The organism is Streptomyces sp. NPDC031265, from assembly GCF_055570295.1.
On the sequence record NZ_JBVIHM010000008.1, the window covers coordinates 247,703 to 263,975 of the forward strand.

Sequence of the window (16,273 nt, forward strand, 5' to 3'; positions counted from 1 at the left end):
TGCCCGCCCGTACGGAGTCGAGCAGGGCTGCCGTGTGCGGCTGCCCGCACGACGCACCGAAGGGGGCACCGGGTGAAGGGCCGCCGGGGAGCCGTGGCCGCGGCACTGGGGATCGCGGGGACCGTCCTCGTGGGCTGCGGTGTCCAGCCGAGCGGAGTGGTGGGCGCGGGCGAACCCGCGTCCGGGCTGACGCGCGGGATGCGGCTGTACTTCGCGTCCGACAGCGGACTGCGCGGGGTGCCGCTGCTGGACCGGGAGGTCAAGGACCTCAACACGGTGGTGAAACTGCTGGCCGTCGGGCCGCCGCCCGCCGAGCAGCGCGACGGGCTCACCTCGCTCGTCCAGCTCGGCGGCTACACGGTGACCGGAACGGGCACCCGCGTCACGATGCACGTCGAAGGGCCCTATGCGATGTCGGGGCGCGACCAGGGCACGGGCCAGCTGGTGTGCACACTGGCGCGCGCCCAGTCCGTACTCGACCCGAAGACCAGGGCCGACGACGTCGTGGTGACCCTGCGACCGGCCCAGGGCGCCGCCCTGGGCCCCTACCGGTGCGCGGAGTTCCTCAACCGGTGAGGCGGGTGGGCGGCCGTACATGGCGGGGCGATCCGGGGAATGCCTTCACCTGCGTGGGCGGCACCATCCGCCTGCACCACACGGGCATGTTTGTCACGTTATGCGGAGTGTTCGACAGGACTTCCCCCATGTCCTCGCCATAGTGCGGGCATGACACGAACCCGCTTGTCTGCGCGTCTGCGCACCCGTGCCCGCGCCCGCACAGCCCTTCTGTGTGCCGCGCTCCTCGCCGCCACGGTCCAGACCACCGCCGTCTCCCCCGCGTTCGCGGGCGGCCCCGGCCACGACGACCGCGACTGCGTGAGGACCCGGGGCCCCCTCGACGACCAGGCCCGCGAGATCCTGGGCATCGCCCGCACGGCCAAGGACGAACTCCACCTCAAAGCCGTGCAGCTGCGGGTCACCGTCGACGGACGCGAAGTCCTCACGGACGCACTCGGCAAGTCCATGACCAACGTTCCCGCCGAGCCGGACATGCACTTCCGCGCCGGCTCCGTGGCCTTCGCCCACATCGGCACGGCACTCCTTCAACTGGTCGAGGAGGGGCGGGTCCGCCTCGACGACACCGTGGAGCGCTGGCTGCCCCGGCTGCCCAACGCCCGCAAGATCACCCTGCGGATGCTGGCGACCAACACCACCGGCCTGCACGACTACGTCACCGACCCGGCCTTCCTCGCCGAGCTCGCAGCACACCCCTTCCGCCAGTGGACCCCCAAGGAGCTGGTCGGATACCCGCTGCGCCACCCGTTCTGGTACGCGCCGGGCACCAGCTGGAGCTACTCCCACGCCAACTACGTGCTCCTGGTCGCCGCGCTGGAGAAGATCACCGGCATGCGGATCGACGAATTCGTGGAGCAGCGGATCACGGGCCCGCTGGGCCTGCGCGACACGCAGAACAATTTCACCCCCGACATCCCGCGTCCTGTCCTGCACGCCTTCACCTCCGAGCGCGGCGCGTACGAGGAATCCACCTTCTGGAACCCGTCGTGGACCAACGGCCTCAACCACCAGGGCATGGTCCTCCAGGTCCCGCCGCGACGTGTCCCGCCACGGTGTGTCTGAAGCAGACACGGGCCAAGCACTTCGGTCTCGGTGTCATCGTCGTCAACGGGTGGGTGCTCCAGAACCCGTCGTTCTCGGGCTATGCGGCCATCCAGGCGTACCTCCCGTCCGACCGCCTCGCCATCGCGGTGTCCGCCACCAAGACCGCGACCACGCCCGACGGCAACATGGCCGAACAGGTCGCCGAGCGCATCGCGGCGGCGCTGGCCCCGGGCACTCCCCTGGCGGTCAGCTGACCAGCACCGAACGGGAACCACCCGCCCCGGCGGCACATCTTCATGGGCATCGGCGCCCAGGTGTGCTGCCGGTTTCGGGTGGGGTCGGGTCAGCAAGGGGATGAAGCATGTTCGCTGTCGGCGGGGCGTTCGGGGTGGTGTTCGGCTCGATCGGACTCCTCTTCGCCGCCTTCGGGATCGGAATGCTCGTCGTGGGCGCCCGAAAGAGCTCCGAGTACAAGCGGGTCCTCCGCGAGGGGCACGTGGCGGAGGCCCGCTGCCTGGAGACGTACGTGGTGCATCACCACTCCTCCAACGGGCCGAGCTCCAGTCAGCGGCGCCTGATCGTGGCGTTCCGGACCGGCGACGGCCGGGACGTGCGAGCCGAAGTCGTCTCCCGGCATCCGTATGTGGCGGGTGACGTCGTGCCGGTGCGGTACCTGCCGGAGCGTCCCGACCGGGCGGTGGCGGCGGAGGCCACGACCGGCGTGGGAGTCGTCACCTGCCTCTTCAGTGGGGTGATGGTGATCCTGACCTGCATGGGGCTGTTCTTCGCCGCGATCGGCTTCGGTGTGGCCGCGTTCATGAGTATGAGCTGACGCGGCGGTTCCCGCACACCGGGAGGGGGGTGCGCCGGTCCGCGGAGGCGGATCACAGGCGTCGCGTGGGGACGGTGACGGCTCTGCGCCCGTATCCGGACGGCACCGATCTGCCCGCTGGGGATGCCGAGTTGGACAAACGGCTGTCCGGGCTGCTCGGCCGACCGGTGTCGGTGTCCGGCACACCCCCGGAGCGCGGCGTACTGGAGCGCATGGTGCCCGAGTACGGGGCGGTGTGCCGCACATCGTCCCCGCCCAGCCCCCGCGGCCAACGCAGTCGCCGCGAACAACTGCTTCAGCGCCGCGGACGCCGGCTCGCGGTCCATCAGGCCGTCGAGGGTGTGCAGGGTGTGCAGGCCGATGCCGGCGCCGAAGACGATCGAGGCCAGGCTCTTCGCGTCGGGCAGCCCATTCCCACCTCGATGTACGGGTGCGACACGGCGGGCATGGTGCTCATCTGCGGCGGCACCAGCGGCTACAACGGCATGTGGACCTGCGCTTCCTGTGGATGCGCCAGAAGCGGCTCCAGGGCTGGCACTTCGCGAGCATCCGGCAGTGCCGCCAGGTCATCGAGCTCGCCGCGAGCAAGCAGCCAGACCCGTGTCGGTCCTGGACCGGTGACTTCGAGGAGACCGGCCTCGCACACCGGCTGATGTACGAGAACAAGCACCCGTCGGGCAACCTGGCCGTCCGCGTGAACGCGGTGAGCGCCTGACCGTACGGCAGATGCGCCAACTGGGCCGACTGTGCGGCGGTGACGGCCGGGGAGGCCATCGCCGCCGCACAGTGGTTCGTGGAATGTGTTCAGACCAGGGTGGTGATGCAGAACGGATGGCCTGCGGGATCCAGCAGGACCCGCCAGCGGTCGGGGTCCGGCTGGAGGTCGGGCTTGACGGCACCGAGGGCGAGCAACTCGGCCTGGGCCGCGTCCAAGTCGTCGACGCCCACTTCTATGTGGGCCTGCTTTTCCTGGGAAGGGTCAGGCCAGGTGGGGCGGCGGTAGTCGGCCAGCCGGTTGAATCCCAGACCGGCGGCGCCGTCCTGGCCGAGCAGGACGAAGTCGTCGGTCGAGAAGACGACGGGCAGGCCGAGTGCCTCGCCGTAGAATCGGGCCAGCTCGGCGGGGTCGGGGCAGTCGAAGGTGACGGCCGCATAGCGGAACGGTCGCGCGGAGGCGTGTGCAGAACTCATGTCGGGGACGATATGCGGGAAGTGGGACAGATCCGGTCCTACTTCGGCAGCAGATGACCGGCGCATGCTCGCCCGACCACCACCCCCGGCACAGCGAAGGCCGTGGCGCACCTGACGGATTCAGATGCGGCACGGCCTCGTCGCAGTGGCTGGTCAGTGCTTGTTGACGCAGGTGGTGCCACCGGCCGGGTCGGCCAGACCGATGAGGTTCACGGAGTTGCCGCAGACGTTCACCGGAATGTGGACGGGCACCTGGATCAGGTCGCCCGAGAGGAGCCGGGGGAATGGGCGGCGATTCCGTGGGCATCGGCGTCGGCCACGGCAACGCCCGTGCCGGCGAACGCTCCCACCATGGCCAGGGTGGTCGCGGCGAACGCTGTCCGGATACGCATACGCACGTCTCTCCCAGATCGACGGAGCGTCGTGATTCCCCACAACGGCGAGCCGCAGCGGATCACACCGACCCTCGGATCTGGGCGGGATGATCGCCCGGGACACGGGTCCGCTCTGCTGCGCTCGGGCCTGGCCAAGGCCGACGCGGCGGGTCTGCCCGTCTACCTGGAGTCCTCCAAGCCGTCCAACCTGCCCGTCTACGAGCACTTCGGCTTCACCGCCCTTGAGGAGGTGCGAATGCCGGGGGACGGGCCGACACGGTGGGCGAGGCGGCGCGCACCGCGCACGAACACCTCTGCGGGTGACTTCGTCCCGTACGACTTCGTCGCCCCCCCGGGGTTTGTCCGGTGACGGGTTCCGTCTGGAGCCTCTGGAGGGACGGCACAACGAGGCCGATCACGCGGCCTGGATGTCGAGCATCGAGCACATCCGGTCCACACCCGGGTTCCAGCGCTCTTGGCCTCCGGCATGACGTAACCCCAAGGCCGCCGAGTCCCGAAGAGCCCAACTCCTGTACGAGTTGGGCCCTTTGGTCAGCGCTTACCGGTCACGGCCCTGATCGGAACAGAATGCGGTACGTGTTCCAGCCGCCGCCGACCCGGAAGTCGTCGACGTCGTCGCCGCCTTGGTCGCGCGGACATGGGCGCGGCCCGGCGCACACCTACTGCGGCGGCATACGACGAGTTTCAAGCCCTGGGTGGACCAGCGCCGCCAGGTAGTCGTCGAGGAGCCCGGTCTGGCGAGCGGGTGGGAACGCCTCGGGGGCGAAGAGGGCCTGGACCACCAGCCCGAGTACGAACGACTGGGCGCCGGCCGCGATGCGCGCCGGGTCTCCGGGCGGCAGTTCGCCGAGCTGTTGGGCAGCCGCGACCAGGGCGCACAGTTTGTCCCGGCTTCGCCCGTACTTGAGGGCGTACTCGCCACTCAGAGCGGGGTCGGCGAGGGCCGCGTCCCAGGAGGACACCCAGATCCGGTTGGTGGCGGTGGCCTCGGCGGTCAGCGGCAGGATGCCGAGCAGGGCGGCCCGCACGGCGGAAAGGCCAGTGCCTCCGGTGCGCCGGGGGCGGGAGGCGGTTCGCTCGTCGAGCAGTTCCAGGGCGTGCGCGACCAGGTCGCGCTTGGCGGGGAAGTAGTGGGTGAGCAGACCGGTGGTCGCGCCGAGCTCGGCGGCGACGGCGCGCAGGGTCAGCCCGCCGAAGCCCTGCGCGGCGAGCACCCGCCAGACCGCTTCGGAGACGTCTCGACGACGGGCTTCGTGATCCCCCTTGGTGCGTGGCATGCTGCTACGGTACATAACCGTAACGCTTGTTATGTGAACGGGGTCATCATGTTCTCCCTCCCACTGCGGGACAACGCCCACCTCCGCCCGCTGGAGATGTGGCACGCCGAGGAGTTCGCCGCCCATCTGGACCGGGCCCGCGAGCACATCCGCCCCTGGGTCGGGGCCGGGTTCCTCAGCGACGACGTCGACGGTGCGCGCGCCACACTGCGCCGCTACGCCGAGCGCCAGGCCGCGGACGGCGCCCGCCTCTACGGCATATGGCTCGACGGCACACTGGTCGGCGGCGTGATGTTCACCGACTTCAGCGCCGCCTCGGGCTCCTGCGAGGTCGGCTGCTGGCTGGAGCCGGCCGCCGAGGGCCACGGCGTGGTCACCCAGGCCTGCGGCGCCTTGCTGGACTGGGCGTTCACCACGCGCGGGCTGCACCGCGCCGAGTGGCACTGCCGGTCCGACAACGAGCGGAGCGCCGCGGTGGCCAAGCGACTCGGTATGACCCTGGAGGGTGTGCGGCGCGAGTTCTGGCCGTACGCCGGCACCCGCTACGACAAGCAGATCTGGGGGGTCCTGGCTCCCGAATGGCGAGCCCATCGCCAGTGACGGCCGCGTCACCCTGCCGCGGCGGCCCGGCTCCGGGTGTGCCACCTGGACAGTTTGGCCAGCAGGAAGACCAGGGCGGCCGCGCAGGCCACCGCGCCCCACGCGGGCAGCAGCAGGGCGGCGGGCAGGAGCATGCCCGGGGTGAGGACCAGACAGGGGACGTACCAGCGCAGTACGTTGCGCAGCCCGTCGCCGTAGCGCGTCGAGATGGCCGCGTTCGCGCTGTAGAAGGCGAGGACGCCGCCGCACAGCGCCCATCCTGCGCCTGCGGGCAGTACGTGGTGGGGCTCGGCGACCGCGGTGCCGAGCGCCGCCGCGATCACCGTGATACCGCAGACCAGCACGAACGGCAGATACATCACGGTGTCCCGCATGACCTGCGTCGCCCGGCCCGACTGGGCCCGGCTCAGGCCCCGCTCGGCGTTGCCCGTACCCCAGACGAAGAAGATCATGGCGAGTTCGGCGGCGACCACGAACGAGAACAGCGCGGTCACACCGGCGGCGGCGGTGAAGTGCTCCTCGAAGGTGGCGACCACCGTGAAGACGCTCTCACCGAGCACGATCACCACGAACAGGCCGATCCGCTCGACCAGATGCTCCACCGACATCCGCTCGTACGGCGCGGTGCCGAGCCCCGCCCGGATCGCGAGCAGCGCCATTTCCAGAGCGATCGCCACGCCCCACACCACGAACCGCCAGGCCCCCGGCAGCGCGGCCGAGACAGCCCACAGCGCCGCGGGCACCAGGCAGTACAGCAGCGGACGCCACAGCGGCAGCGGGCTGCCCGGGCGGCGGGCGTGGCGGAACCAGATCAGGAACAGCGCCAGCCGCACCCAGGCCGCCCCGAGCGCGTACGCCCAGGCGCGCTCTTCCAGGCCCGCCGGGGAGGCCGCGGCCATCAGCCCGAGCGCGGGCATCGCGGCGAGCAGCATCCCCTGGACACGGGGCGAGGCCGAGCCGAAGAGGTTGACCGTGACCGTCAGGTTCACCCACGCCCACCAGGCCGGGAAGAACAGCACCAGGAACTTCCCGAACTCGGCCGGGCCCGGGTTTCCGTGCAACCCGTGCGCGAGCACACTGACCGTCACCACGAAGACCAGGTCGAAGAACAGCTCGAACCAGCCCGCGCGGTGTTCCTCGGACCCACCGCTCGTACCGTCGACCGCCCCGGGATCTGTCATGTCGCTCACCCGGCCACTGTGCGAGGCACACCCGGCGGCGGGAGCCGGGCGCGCCGGGGAGGAGCAGGTGAGACGCCCGGGCGGGCCAGCGGTCGGCACCCGACAGATCAATCGCCGAGGAGACGACTCCCGGACACGAGCGGGTCCTCGCCAGCCGGGGAATTGACACCCCCTTATGGCTCTCACACAGCTCGGTTCGACATACTTCGCGCCGTGGACCAGCGAACAGATGACCAGCACCCCGCCCTCAACGCCGCCGCGCTGAACCCGGCACACATCCCCGGGCTCATGCCCGCCCAGGCGGCCGCGCCCGAAGCATCGACGGAGGGACAGGGTGCGGCCGAGCCAGGGCCGGAGCCCGAGACCGAAGACGTGACGGCCGGTGCGCCCGAGCCCGCCGCCGCACCGGCGGCGGACGCCGACGCCGAGCCCGAGGCCGACGATCCCGCCCCCGAACCCCCCGCGCCCGGCGCGGCCGAGGACGGGCCCGTTCTCCTCGTGTCCGACCGTCGGGGATCCATCACCGCCGACCACTCGGGAATCCGGCTGCGCCTCGACGACGAAGAGGCCGAGTTCGGGTGGGACGAGCTCAGCGCCGTCGAGTACGCGACCTCACTCTGGACCCGGAGGTTCACCATCACGGTGCATCTGCCCCGGCCCCGCTGGTTCCGCATGGACGTCCAGGCCGAGGACCGGGCGAGCCTCGCCCAGTGGTCCGAGCAGCTCGAAGAAGTGCTGAACGCGTACTTCGAAGAGTAGAACCAACCGCCCAAAAGGCGAACGACGACGCCTGCACCGCGCCGAGTCGCACACCCCGCGACCTCGGCGCGGATGTCGTCGTACCCCATGTCTTGTTCCGCACTGCTCTGCCGCCATCTCCTCCACAAGGCAAGGCAAACTCAAGCGGAAACTGACATGAACAACACCGATGCGAAGGATCGGTCGAATCCCGGACCCGGGGCCGAGGGGGAGAAACATGCTCGCACTGCAGTGGATCAAACCGGCGTCCGCACCAGGCTCCCCAGCCACCGCGCGGAAGTACCCGTTAGCAGTGGCTGCGGACGGTGCTCGATGACGAGCCTCGATGAACGCGGCCGGGAACACGACGAGGGACCCGGCGAGGAACAACCCGGCGCCCACACCGATGAAACGGCCGTCTCGCTGGACCAACCCGCCGCCCAACTGCCGTTGTCCGCAGGTTCCAAAGCCGCCAACCTCGCTCGCGCGGCGGCCGCCGGACTGCCGGCCCTGCCCGGCTTCGTCATCCCGCACGGCGCCGGTGACGACGCCCAGGCCCTGCGGCACGCCTGGCGAGAGCTCTCCCACGACGGCGCGGCCCCTCTGGTCGTACGCTCCTCGTCCCCGCAGGAAGACACCGAGGGGTCGTCCCTGGCGGGGCAGTTCGCCTCCGTGCTCGATGTCCGCGACTGGCCGGCCTTCCGTGCGGCGGTGCGCACGGTCCTCGACTCCGCGGACCGGCCCGACGGCTCCCGGGCCCCCATGGCCGTCCTCGTCCAGCCCATGCTCAACGCGCGCGTGGGCGGTGTGCTCTTCGGCGCCGACCCCGTCGAAGGCCGTGTGGACCGGATGCTGGTCAGCGCCGTGCGCGGTGGGCCCGACACCCTGGTCAGCGGTGAACAGGACGGCACCAGTTACCACTTGGCACGCTCCGGTCGACTGCTGCGCCCCACGCCCCCGCACACCAGCGGCGGGAAACTGCTTACCCGTACCGAGCTGTACCGCCTCGCTCGCCTGGCCCGACGGGTGGAAAGGATCTTCGGCGGACCGCAGGACATGGAGTTCGGGTTCGACGGTGCAGGCCGCCTATGGCTGTTCCAGGCCCGTCCCATCACGGCCATGACCGCGCGGCCCGCGCGCGGTGCACGGCTGCTCGGCCCCGGCCCCGTCGCCGAAACCCTCCCCGGCACACTGCAACCGCTGGAGGAGGACTTGTGGGTGGCACCGATGGCCCGGGGGCTCTGCTCCGCGCTCGACATCGGCGGCAGCGCACCGCGCCGTCTGCTGCGCGCCCACCCCGTGGTCACCACGGTCGCCGGACGTGCCGCGGCGGACCTGCGTCTGCTGGGCATCGCACCGCCCCGCCACCGTCTGCTCGCCAGGGTCAACCCACTGCCGGGCGCCCGCCGTCTGGCGGCCGCGTGGCGCACCGGGCGACTGACCCGCGCCCTGCCCGACCTCGCCCTCGATCTCACGGCCGACATCGACCGCCGGTTGGCCCAAACGCCGGCACCGGCCGAGCTCTCTCACGCCGACCTGGCCGATCTGCTGCGCTGGACCCGCTCCGCCCTGGCGGCCCTGCACGCGCAGGAGGCACTGGCGGGCGCGTTGCTGCGCGAGAGCAGCACCCGTACGGCCGCGAGCGCGGCGCTCGCCGCACTGGCCGAATGCCGAGGCCAGGGGCTCACGGACGCCGAGATCGTGGCGGGCGCACCGGTCGTCCTGGCACTCACCCCGCCGAGCCTCACCGGTCCACTGCGGCTGCCGCCGACCGGAGAGAACGGTCTCGGGCGCGCGGGCACGGCGACGGATTCGAGTCACCTCGCCCTACCGACCCGCGAGTCACTGCGGCTGCGCATCCGCTGGATCCACCAATTGCAGCTCCACCTCGTCCACGACGCCGCACGCCGTATCACCCTGTCGCACCGCGCCGTCGCGTTGCTGCGCTGGCACGAGTTGCTGAGCACGCTGGACGGCGACCCTCTGCCGGCCGACGTCGCACAGCGGCTCCCCCGCCCCGACAGCCCGCCGCTGCCCGACACCTTCCGCGTGGCGGACGACTCGGCGGTCGTCGCCGAACGCCCGCGCAAGGGCGCCGCCCCGGCCCAGGGCGTCTCCGGCGGCCGCGCCACCGGAACCGCCTGGGACGGCCGAGGCGAACGCCCCGAGGACGCCGTACTGGTCGTACGCACCCTCGACCCAGCACTCGCAGCGCTACTGCCGCACGTGACCGCCCTGGTCGCCCAGACCGGCAGCCCGCTGTCCCATCTGGCCGTACTGGCCCGGGAGTTCAGGGTGCCGACGGTGGTCGGCGCCGCCGACGCCGTGCGGCGCTTCACTCCGGGAACCCGCCTGGCCGTCGACGGCACGAGTGGCGACCTACGCCTGGAAGACACCCGTACGCGAGAGGCGGCCGACCGGTGAAACGACTGGCACACCTCTTCGCGGGCGCGGCCGGGCTCGGCGCGGGCACGTACGTCGTCATCTACCTCTACCGCTGGCAGTGGCAGCGCGCGATCATGTGCGGTGTCCTGCTGCTCGTCGCCGAAGTGCTGCTGCTCGGACTGATCGTGCTGGGCCGCCTCAGCCGTATGGAGCAACGCATCGACGAGGGCGACCGGCGCCACGCGGACATCCTGGCCCGCCTGGAACAACCCCGCGCGGAGGATCCCGCCACGCGCTTCCGGTGGCTGGACGACATCCGCGTGGAGCGCACCCACGTATTCGTTCCCGTTCTGATGGCCGCGGGCGCCGTGCTCTCGGGGCTCGCGCGGATCGTTCAGAAGATCGCCCAGAGCACGGTCCGCCCCGCCGCCGACCGCCGGGTCGCGGGCCGTCTCGCGGTCCTCGCCGCGCCGCCCCTCGGCACCGATCTCGACGCCCTGCCCCCGACGGGCCCCGACCCGCGCCGCACCCGACAGCGGATCACCAGCGTCGTCGCCGGAACCACCGCACTGGCAGCACTCGTTCTCGGCCTGGGCGAACTGACCGAAACCCGCCCGGAAGAGCGCGCCCCGGACACCATCGCGACCTCGGTGGTGGTCCGCCTCGCCACCCGAGGCGTTCCCGGCCAGGAGTACCAGGCCCTGCTGGCCCACGAGATCTGGAACCGCTGCCGTCACTCCACCGCCGTCCCGCTGTACGACGCCGCGCTCGGCAGCCTCGGCGACGGCCTCTACGCGGGCGTCGTCCACCCCGCCCTCGCCGACCACGACCGGATGCGGCTGCGCGGCTGTCTGGAGGACACGGCAACCGACCGCGCGTACTTCAAGGTCGTCGGCATGGACCAGACCCGGAGGGACAAGCACTGACGCAGGGGCGGCCACAGGGGCCAAAGTGCGCCGCAATGCGGCGGGAGGCGGTTGGCGCGGGCCGGGAGGGTATCCACAGAGAGAAAGTCCGTTCCACTTCCCGTCAGGAGATCGCCCGTGGCTACCACTTCGACACCTCGTCGTCGGCCGCCCCCGGATTACGGGACGGTCCGTCCCCGGCGCTCCGCGTGGTCGGGGGTGCTCATCGGGGTCGGGATCGCCGCGTTCGTCGACGAGACGGTGTTCCATCAGCTCCTGCACTGGCACCACTTCTACGACAAGTCCACCCCGGGCGTGGGCCTGGTCTCCGACGGCCTCTTCCACGCCTTCGGCTGGTTCGCCGTGGTCATCGGCCTGGTGCTGGTGGCGGACCTGCGCCGGCGCGGTGCGCTGACCGGCCGGGGTCTGACCGGCGGGATCCTGCTGGGCGCGGGGTTCTTCCAGCTCTACGACGGAACGATCCAGCACAAGCTCCTCAAGCTGCACCAGATCCGCTATCACGTCGACCTGGTCCCCTATGACTGGACGTGGAACGTGCTCGCGGTGATCTTCCTGATCGTCGGCGCGGTGCTGGTGAGGCACTCCCGCACTCGCGAAGCGCATGGGGCCGACGCGGCGCTGGGCCGCGAGCCGAGCTGATGGCGCCCATGACCAACCCCATGCCCATGCCCTCAGGGCAGGGCATGGGCGCACCGGCGGGGCTGGCCGCCGTTCTCGCCCTGAGCGTTGGAGTGGGCTACCTCCTGGCGGCGCGGCGGCTGCGGCGCCGGGGAGACGCGTGGCCACGGTTACGGGACGCCTCCTTCACAGCCGGCCAGGCGGGCCTGGGCGCGGTGGCTCTGGCACCGACGCCGGGCGGGGAGTTCACGGCTCACATGGTCCAGCACCTGGTCATCGGCATGGCGACCCCGCTGCTGCTGGCGCTGGGCCGCCCCGTGACCCTTGTCCTGCGTGCCCTTCCGGTGGGCCCTGCCCGGCGCGGCCTGCGCGCCGTGGTCCGCTCCCGGCCGGTCGGCCTGCTCGTCCTGCCGCCGGTGGCCGCGGTGCTCGACGTGGGCGGTCTGTGGCTGCTGTATCGCACCCGGCTGTTCGCCCACCTCCACGACCAACCTTGGCTGCACGCCGCCGTCTACACCCACGTCCTGACCGCCGGTCTGCTGTTCAGCTTCGCCATCTGCCAACTCGACCCCGTACGTCACCGCTACGGCCTGCCGCTGCGCGCCGCCACCCTGGTCGCCGCCGCCACCGCCCACTCGGTGCTGGCCAAGACCCTCTACAGCACCTCCCCGCCCGGCACGGCCTTCACCAGCCACGACCTGGCCCGCGCCGCGGAGGCGATGTACTACGGCGGCGACCTGGTGGAGCTCGCCCTGGCCGCCGCCCTGGCACGGCAGTGGTACACCGCCACGGGCCGCCGCCTCTCCCCCGCCCGCCGTGACTTCCAGGCGGGGTGACGGCGCCCCTACCCGTGCGGGATCAGCGGCCCGCGACGACGGAACGCTTGCCGTCCGGCGTCAGCGGCACGGTGAGCGGCTGGACGGCCGCGCCACGTGCGACGCGGCCGTCCAACGGCTTCTGCACCGTGTTGATGTTCAGCGAGACACCCTGGCCCCCGCTGAACGTGCCGGTCGCGAACGCGTTCACCGTCGCGTCCGCCGTGATCTCGTAACCGGTCGTATCCACGATGCCGTGGGTCCGGCAGTCGCGGAAGACGTCCTGGATCGGGACGAACCACAGCCAGTGCAGGTCCGAGCCACCGTTGAGGTCGACCTTCTCGTTGAACCACACGGCCACCATCCCGGACATCGACACCGTGGCCGCCCAGTCGATGTCGTACCGCTGCGTTCCGACCACCAACGACGCCTCGACGGCGGACTTCGGCGGGATCCGCAACGGCAGGTCGACGCTCCAGGTCTGCGTCTCCTTGTGCGCGAACTCCTGGGTCGAGGAAAGGCTCGCTTCGATGGAGGTGGTCTCGCTCACCTTCGCGACGGCCGGAATCTCCGCCGACACCTCCATCGTCACACCGATCTTCAGCGACTCGGTCACCGAGATCCGCAGATCCTGCTCCGTGGTCTTGCTCTGCCTGTACGTGACAGACTGCTCAACTGCCGTGCCGTTGCGGTAGTTGGTGGTGATCGAACTGACCTGGCCGGGAATCGGCGAGGGCGCACTCGGGTCGTAGGTGATGCCGGAATACTTCGTCCGGACCTGATGGCGGTGGTAGTCGGCGAGGAAGCTCTGCTTCCCGTAGTCCGTGGAGGCGGTGAACCGGCAGCCCCGGGACGACGGATGGCGCTCACGGGCCATCCATCCGCCCCAGGCATCGGTGATCTCCTGAAGCGAGCGGCTGGCACCCTTCTTGGGCGGTGCGGCCTGTGCGGGAGTCGCGGCGGCGAGGGTGACCGGAATCGTGGCCGCGACTCCGGCGGCGGGCGCGAAAGCCAAGAGGCGCCGCCGGGACACACCGGGTATCTGGGACATGGGGATTCAAGACCTTTCTGCGGCACGGGCGTGCGGGACGGAATTCCTGGGACGCCATGCAACCCCTGATCCCATCGGGGGCCTAGGGACTTAGGTCCCTGTCGGCACGCCCCGGCCAACGTTGGCCGAAAACCACCCAGACAACCCCGCGCCAGCGCCCCGGCGGCTTCCGCAGGAAAAGGGGTGAGTGGGATGGCGCCCGGCCTGCTACCTTTGGCCGCGAAGCAGTCGGCCGTGACATCGCGCGAGGAGGTGAGACCCCATGAACGCTGTATCCATGTGGGTGCTCCCCCTCTCTTCACGGTCGGGGCCATTGACGTAGGTGTCATGGGGAGCGCCTCAACGCCAAGGCACTCCCGAGAGGCAACAACCTATGTATTCTGCGCAGTTCACCGCGGAAACATCGTCGAACGGCGTCCTCGTACGCGACTTCACCGTCGGTGAGGTCACCGGCGCGCTCTGGTCCCCCGCATCGCCCACATCGGAATCCGGTCGCGCACCGCTGGTGCTCATGGGTCACGGCGGCGGCATGCACGCAAAGGCACCGGCGATGTCCGGCCGCGCACAACGCCTCGTGGCCGACGGCGGTTTCCACGTAGCCACCATCGACGCCCCCGGCCACGGCGGCCGCCCGCGCACGGCGCACGACGAGCAGGAAATCGCCGTGATGCAGCAGGCGATGGCGGCAGGCGAGCCGGTCGGCCCGATCGTCGTTCGCTACAACGCCCATCTGGCAGAACGTGCCGTGCCGGAGTGGCGGGCGACCCTGGACGCCCTCCAGGAACTGCCGGAGATCGGCATCGAAGGGCCGGTCGGCTACTACGGACTGAACATGGGCACCGCGATCGGCGTGCCGTTGACGGCGGTCGAACCCCGGATCACCGCTGCGGTCTTCGGCCTCTTCTGGCCAGATCCGCTGGCCGAGACCGCGAAGCAGATCACCATCCCGATCGAGTTCGCACTCCAGTGGGACGACGAGCACATCCCACGCGAAGACGGTCTCGCCCTCTTCGACGCCTTCGCCTCGAAGGAGAAGACGCTGCACGCCAACGCGGGCACGCACAAGGATCTGCCCAGGTTCGAGGCCGACAGCGCGGTCCGGTTCTTCACGCGGCACCTCGGCCGACCCGCCACCTGACCGGTCCGACCTGACCTGACGGGTGTCGGCGTCCGGCCCCACCGGCCGGGCGCCGACACCGTGTGGCAAAGGAACGGGCAGACTGTGCGCGTGGACGACTACCGCCCGGTGCACCGGGAGCCCTCACCCGAATCGTACGGACGCCTACGCGTGCAGAACACCGATCTCGGACCTGCCCGCTGGCTCACCGAACGACCCCCGGGACAAGGGGACTTCGGCACCGTGGCGGGCGTCGCCGCGCCCGGATTCGCCGCGTACGCCCGGGTGCTGCATCCGGCCTCCCTGGAGGAACGGCCGGTGCGATGGGCGGCGGTGGCGGCCGCGTACGGGCGCGAAATGGCGCCCGGCACCGACTGGCACGAGCTGATCGGGGCGGACCGCGACTACCTCAACGCCGACGTGTACGGTCTGGCCGGTGTGTGGGACGAGCATCCGGCCGAGGGGCCGACTCCACCCGCCGTCGCCCATGCCCTCATCGCGGTCCTCGCCCGGCACACCAAGACGGTGGAGCACTGCTGGTTCGGGCTGTGGAACGGCTACGGCCGGTGGGACTTCGACCACGTCCCCTCCTTCGAGACCCCCGGCCGCGAGGAAGTGCTGCTCGCCGGGCAACTGACCGACGCCGTCTCGCCGGTGTCCCTCGACGAGTTCGCCGAGCTGCCCGACCTGTGGTGGCCCCAGGACCGTGCCTGGTGCCTGGGCGGTGACGTGGACCTGGTCAGCACTTACGTCGGCGGATCCCGCACGCTGATCGCCGAGCTGCTGGCCACTCCGGAGCTGGAGGCGCACCCAGTGGCACCGGGGGACGCGGTGGGCTGAAGCAGTCCCGGGGCCCCGACCGAGTCACCTCAACGGCGGTCACTCCAGGCGTCGTTGCCCATGGAATCACTGAATGTCAGTCACAGTTCTCCAGCGCGTCACGGCCTTCCGCTCGTCCTTCGCCCGGCGCCAGGCCGCTGTGGTGAGCGAGGTTCCCGGTGGACTGGTAGTTCTGGACCAGGATTACGCGGCTTCCCACGAGCACAACCAGCACGTCATGGACGGGACACCGGATCCCTCCGCACCCGCGCACTTGCGTGGGCTGCCCGCGCGCGCCGTTCACGGTGACCTGGCGTGGCTGTACTTCGACGAGCTGTGCGAGGGGACGACCTCGGTGCCCGACTACCTGGCCTTCACCGAACACTTCGACACCCTGGTCCTCGACGGCGTACCCCCGCTGGTCTCCTGCACACCGGACGGGCGCCGGCGGTTCGCCAATCTGGTGGACGTGTGCTGCGACCGCGATGTGCTGCTGTTCCTGATCGGTGCCGACCCATTGGCCGGGCTGTCGGACGACTCCGGCCTGATGCGCGACCTGGACCGCACGGCGAGCCGTCTGGCCATGCTCCAGCGGGCGGGCGCCGTGCGGTAGCGCCTAGGGCGTGTTTCGAAAGTCCCGTCTGCCCGGCGGCGTCTGGCACGCACGCTCGCCGCGTTGTCGGGATCACCCCGATACAACCAGTATCG

17 protein-coding genes and 3 pseudogenes are annotated in these 16,273 nt (G+C 70.9%); 15 read left to right on the top strand and 5 right to left on the bottom strand.

Features of this window, described 5'->3' with window-relative positions:
- Nucleotides 1-93 precede the first annotated feature (93 nt).
- From ACZ499_RS15845 to ACZ499_RS15865, 5 genes and pseudogenes are all read left to right on the top strand, one after another.
- Nucleotides 94-576 carry a GerMN domain-containing protein gene (locus ACZ499_RS15845; RefSeq protein ID WP_468675436.1) on the top strand — a complete coding sequence of 161 codons (483 nt, stop codon included), beginning with the start codon at nucleotides 94-96 and terminating at the stop codon, nucleotides 574-576.
- Between the two features lie 150 nt (nucleotides 577-726).
- Complete coding sequence (locus ACZ499_RS15850; RefSeq protein WP_468675437.1) at nucleotides 727-1,638, top strand: serine hydrolase domain-containing protein; 912 nt, start codon at nucleotides 727-729, stop codon at nucleotides 1,636-1,638.
- Nucleotides 1,629-1,874, top strand: a complete 246-nt coding sequence (locus tag ACZ499_RS15855) for a hypothetical protein (protein WP_468675439.1) — start codon at nucleotides 1,629-1,631, stop codon at nucleotides 1,872-1,874. The genes ACZ499_RS15850 and ACZ499_RS15855 overlap by 10 nt, the downstream gene beginning before the upstream one ends.
- A gap of 107 nt (nucleotides 1,875-1,981) precedes the next feature.
- Nucleotides 1,982-2,452, top strand: a complete 471-nt coding sequence (locus tag ACZ499_RS15860; RefSeq protein ID WP_468675441.1) for a DUF3592 domain-containing protein — start codon at nucleotides 1,982-1,984, stop codon at nucleotides 2,450-2,452.
- Between the two features lie 410 nt (nucleotides 2,453-2,862).
- Nucleotides 2,863-3,167 (top strand): annotated as a pseudogene (locus ACZ499_RS15865) (crotonyl-CoA carboxylase/reductase); the annotation flags it as partial.
- An 89-nt stretch (nucleotides 3,168-3,256) separates the two neighbouring features.
- On the opposite strand, the gene ACZ499_RS15870 reads toward ACZ499_RS15865, so the two are convergent.
- Both ACZ499_RS15870 and ACZ499_RS15875 read right to left on the bottom strand, forming a co-directional pair.
- Nucleotides 3,257-3,643 (bottom strand): VOC family protein, encoded by a 387-nt coding sequence (locus tag ACZ499_RS15870; RefSeq protein WP_385539695.1) that lies wholly within the window; start codon nucleotides 3,641-3,643, stop codon nucleotides 3,257-3,259.
- 153 nt (nucleotides 3,644-3,796) lie between these two features.
- A pseudogene (locus ACZ499_RS15875) lies at nucleotides 3,797-4,035 on the bottom strand (chaplin).
- A 100-nt stretch (nucleotides 4,036-4,135) separates the two neighbouring features.
- Here ACZ499_RS15875 and ACZ499_RS15880 point away from each other — a divergent pair.
- Nucleotides 4,136-4,387: pseudogene (locus ACZ499_RS15880) on the top strand (hypothetical protein); the annotation flags it as partial.
- Between the two features lie 310 nt (nucleotides 4,388-4,697).
- On the opposite strand, the gene ACZ499_RS15885 reads toward ACZ499_RS15880, so the two are convergent.
- A complete protein-coding gene (locus ACZ499_RS15885) occupies nucleotides 4,698-5,315 on the bottom strand; it encodes a TetR/AcrR family transcriptional regulator (protein WP_468675442.1) in 618 nt (205 codons plus the stop codon).
- Nucleotides 5,316-5,363: 48 nt separating this feature from the next.
- On the opposite strand from ACZ499_RS15885, the gene ACZ499_RS15890 reads away from it, so the two are divergent.
- The gene (locus ACZ499_RS15890) at nucleotides 5,364-5,915 is read left to right on the top strand and encodes a GNAT family N-acetyltransferase (protein ID WP_468675444.1); all 552 of its coding nucleotides are present in this window, start codon (nucleotides 5,364-5,366) and stop codon (nucleotides 5,913-5,915) included.
- Between the two features lie 8 nt (nucleotides 5,916-5,923).
- Here ACZ499_RS15890 and ACZ499_RS15895 read toward each other — a convergent pair whose 3' ends face one another.
- A complete protein-coding gene (locus ACZ499_RS15895; protein WP_468675485.1) occupies nucleotides 5,924-7,096 on the bottom strand; it encodes a low temperature requirement protein A in 1,173 nt (390 codons plus the stop codon).
- A gap of 213 nt (nucleotides 7,097-7,309) precedes the next feature.
- Between ACZ499_RS15895 and ACZ499_RS15900 the strand changes: the two genes are divergently transcribed.
- From ACZ499_RS15900 to ACZ499_RS15920, 5 genes are all read left to right on the top strand, one after another.
- Nucleotides 7,310-7,855 (top strand): hypothetical protein, encoded by a 546-nt coding sequence (locus ACZ499_RS15900; protein ID WP_468675446.1) that lies wholly within the window; start codon nucleotides 7,310-7,312, stop codon nucleotides 7,853-7,855.
- Nucleotides 7,856-8,167: 312 nt separating this feature from the next.
- Nucleotides 8,168-10,258: a PEP/pyruvate-binding domain-containing protein gene (locus ACZ499_RS15905; RefSeq protein WP_468675447.1), complete on the top strand. Its 2,091-nt coding sequence runs from the start codon at nucleotides 8,168-8,170 to the stop codon at nucleotides 10,256-10,258.
- Complete coding sequence (locus ACZ499_RS15910) at nucleotides 10,255-11,145, top strand: hypothetical protein (protein ID WP_468675449.1); 891 nt, start codon at nucleotides 10,255-10,257, stop codon at nucleotides 11,143-11,145. The genes ACZ499_RS15905 and ACZ499_RS15910 overlap by 4 nt, the downstream gene beginning before the upstream one ends.
- Nucleotides 11,146-11,262: 117 nt before the next feature.
- Nucleotides 11,263-11,784: a DUF2243 domain-containing protein gene (locus ACZ499_RS15915; RefSeq protein WP_468675451.1), complete on the top strand. Its 522-nt coding sequence runs from the start codon at nucleotides 11,263-11,265 to the stop codon at nucleotides 11,782-11,784.
- 8 nt (nucleotides 11,785-11,792) lie between these two features.
- Entirely contained in the window at nucleotides 11,793-12,599 is an 807-nt protein-coding gene (locus tag ACZ499_RS15920; protein WP_468675453.1) for a cytochrome c oxidase assembly protein, read from the top strand.
- Between the two features lie 22 nt (nucleotides 12,600-12,621).
- Here ACZ499_RS15920 and ACZ499_RS15925 read toward each other — a convergent pair whose 3' ends face one another.
- Nucleotides 12,622-13,629, bottom strand: a complete 1,008-nt coding sequence (locus ACZ499_RS15925) for an ETX/MTX2 family pore-forming toxin (RefSeq protein ID WP_468403910.1) — start codon at nucleotides 13,627-13,629, stop codon at nucleotides 12,622-12,624.
- Nucleotides 13,630-14,002: 373 nt separating this feature from the next.
- Here ACZ499_RS15925 and ACZ499_RS15930 point away from each other — a divergent pair, with 373 nt between their 5' ends.
- The 3 genes from ACZ499_RS15930 (at nucleotide 14,003) to zapE (ending at nucleotide 16,178) form a co-directional block, all read left to right on the top strand.
- Nucleotides 14,003-14,767 (top strand): alpha/beta fold hydrolase, encoded by a 765-nt coding sequence (locus ACZ499_RS15930; protein WP_468675456.1) that lies wholly within the window; start codon nucleotides 14,003-14,005, stop codon nucleotides 14,765-14,767.
- Between the two features lie 90 nt (nucleotides 14,768-14,857).
- A complete protein-coding gene (locus tag ACZ499_RS15935; RefSeq protein WP_468675457.1) occupies nucleotides 14,858-15,586 on the top strand; it encodes a hypothetical protein in 729 nt (242 codons plus the stop codon).
- A gap of 73 nt (nucleotides 15,587-15,659) precedes the next feature.
- Nucleotides 15,660-16,178 (top strand): AFG1/ZapE family ATPase, encoded by a 519-nt coding sequence (gene zapE, locus ACZ499_RS15940; protein ID WP_468675460.1) that lies wholly within the window; start codon nucleotides 15,660-15,662, stop codon nucleotides 16,176-16,178.
- The last annotated feature ends 95 nt before the right edge of the window (nucleotides 16,179-16,273 follow it).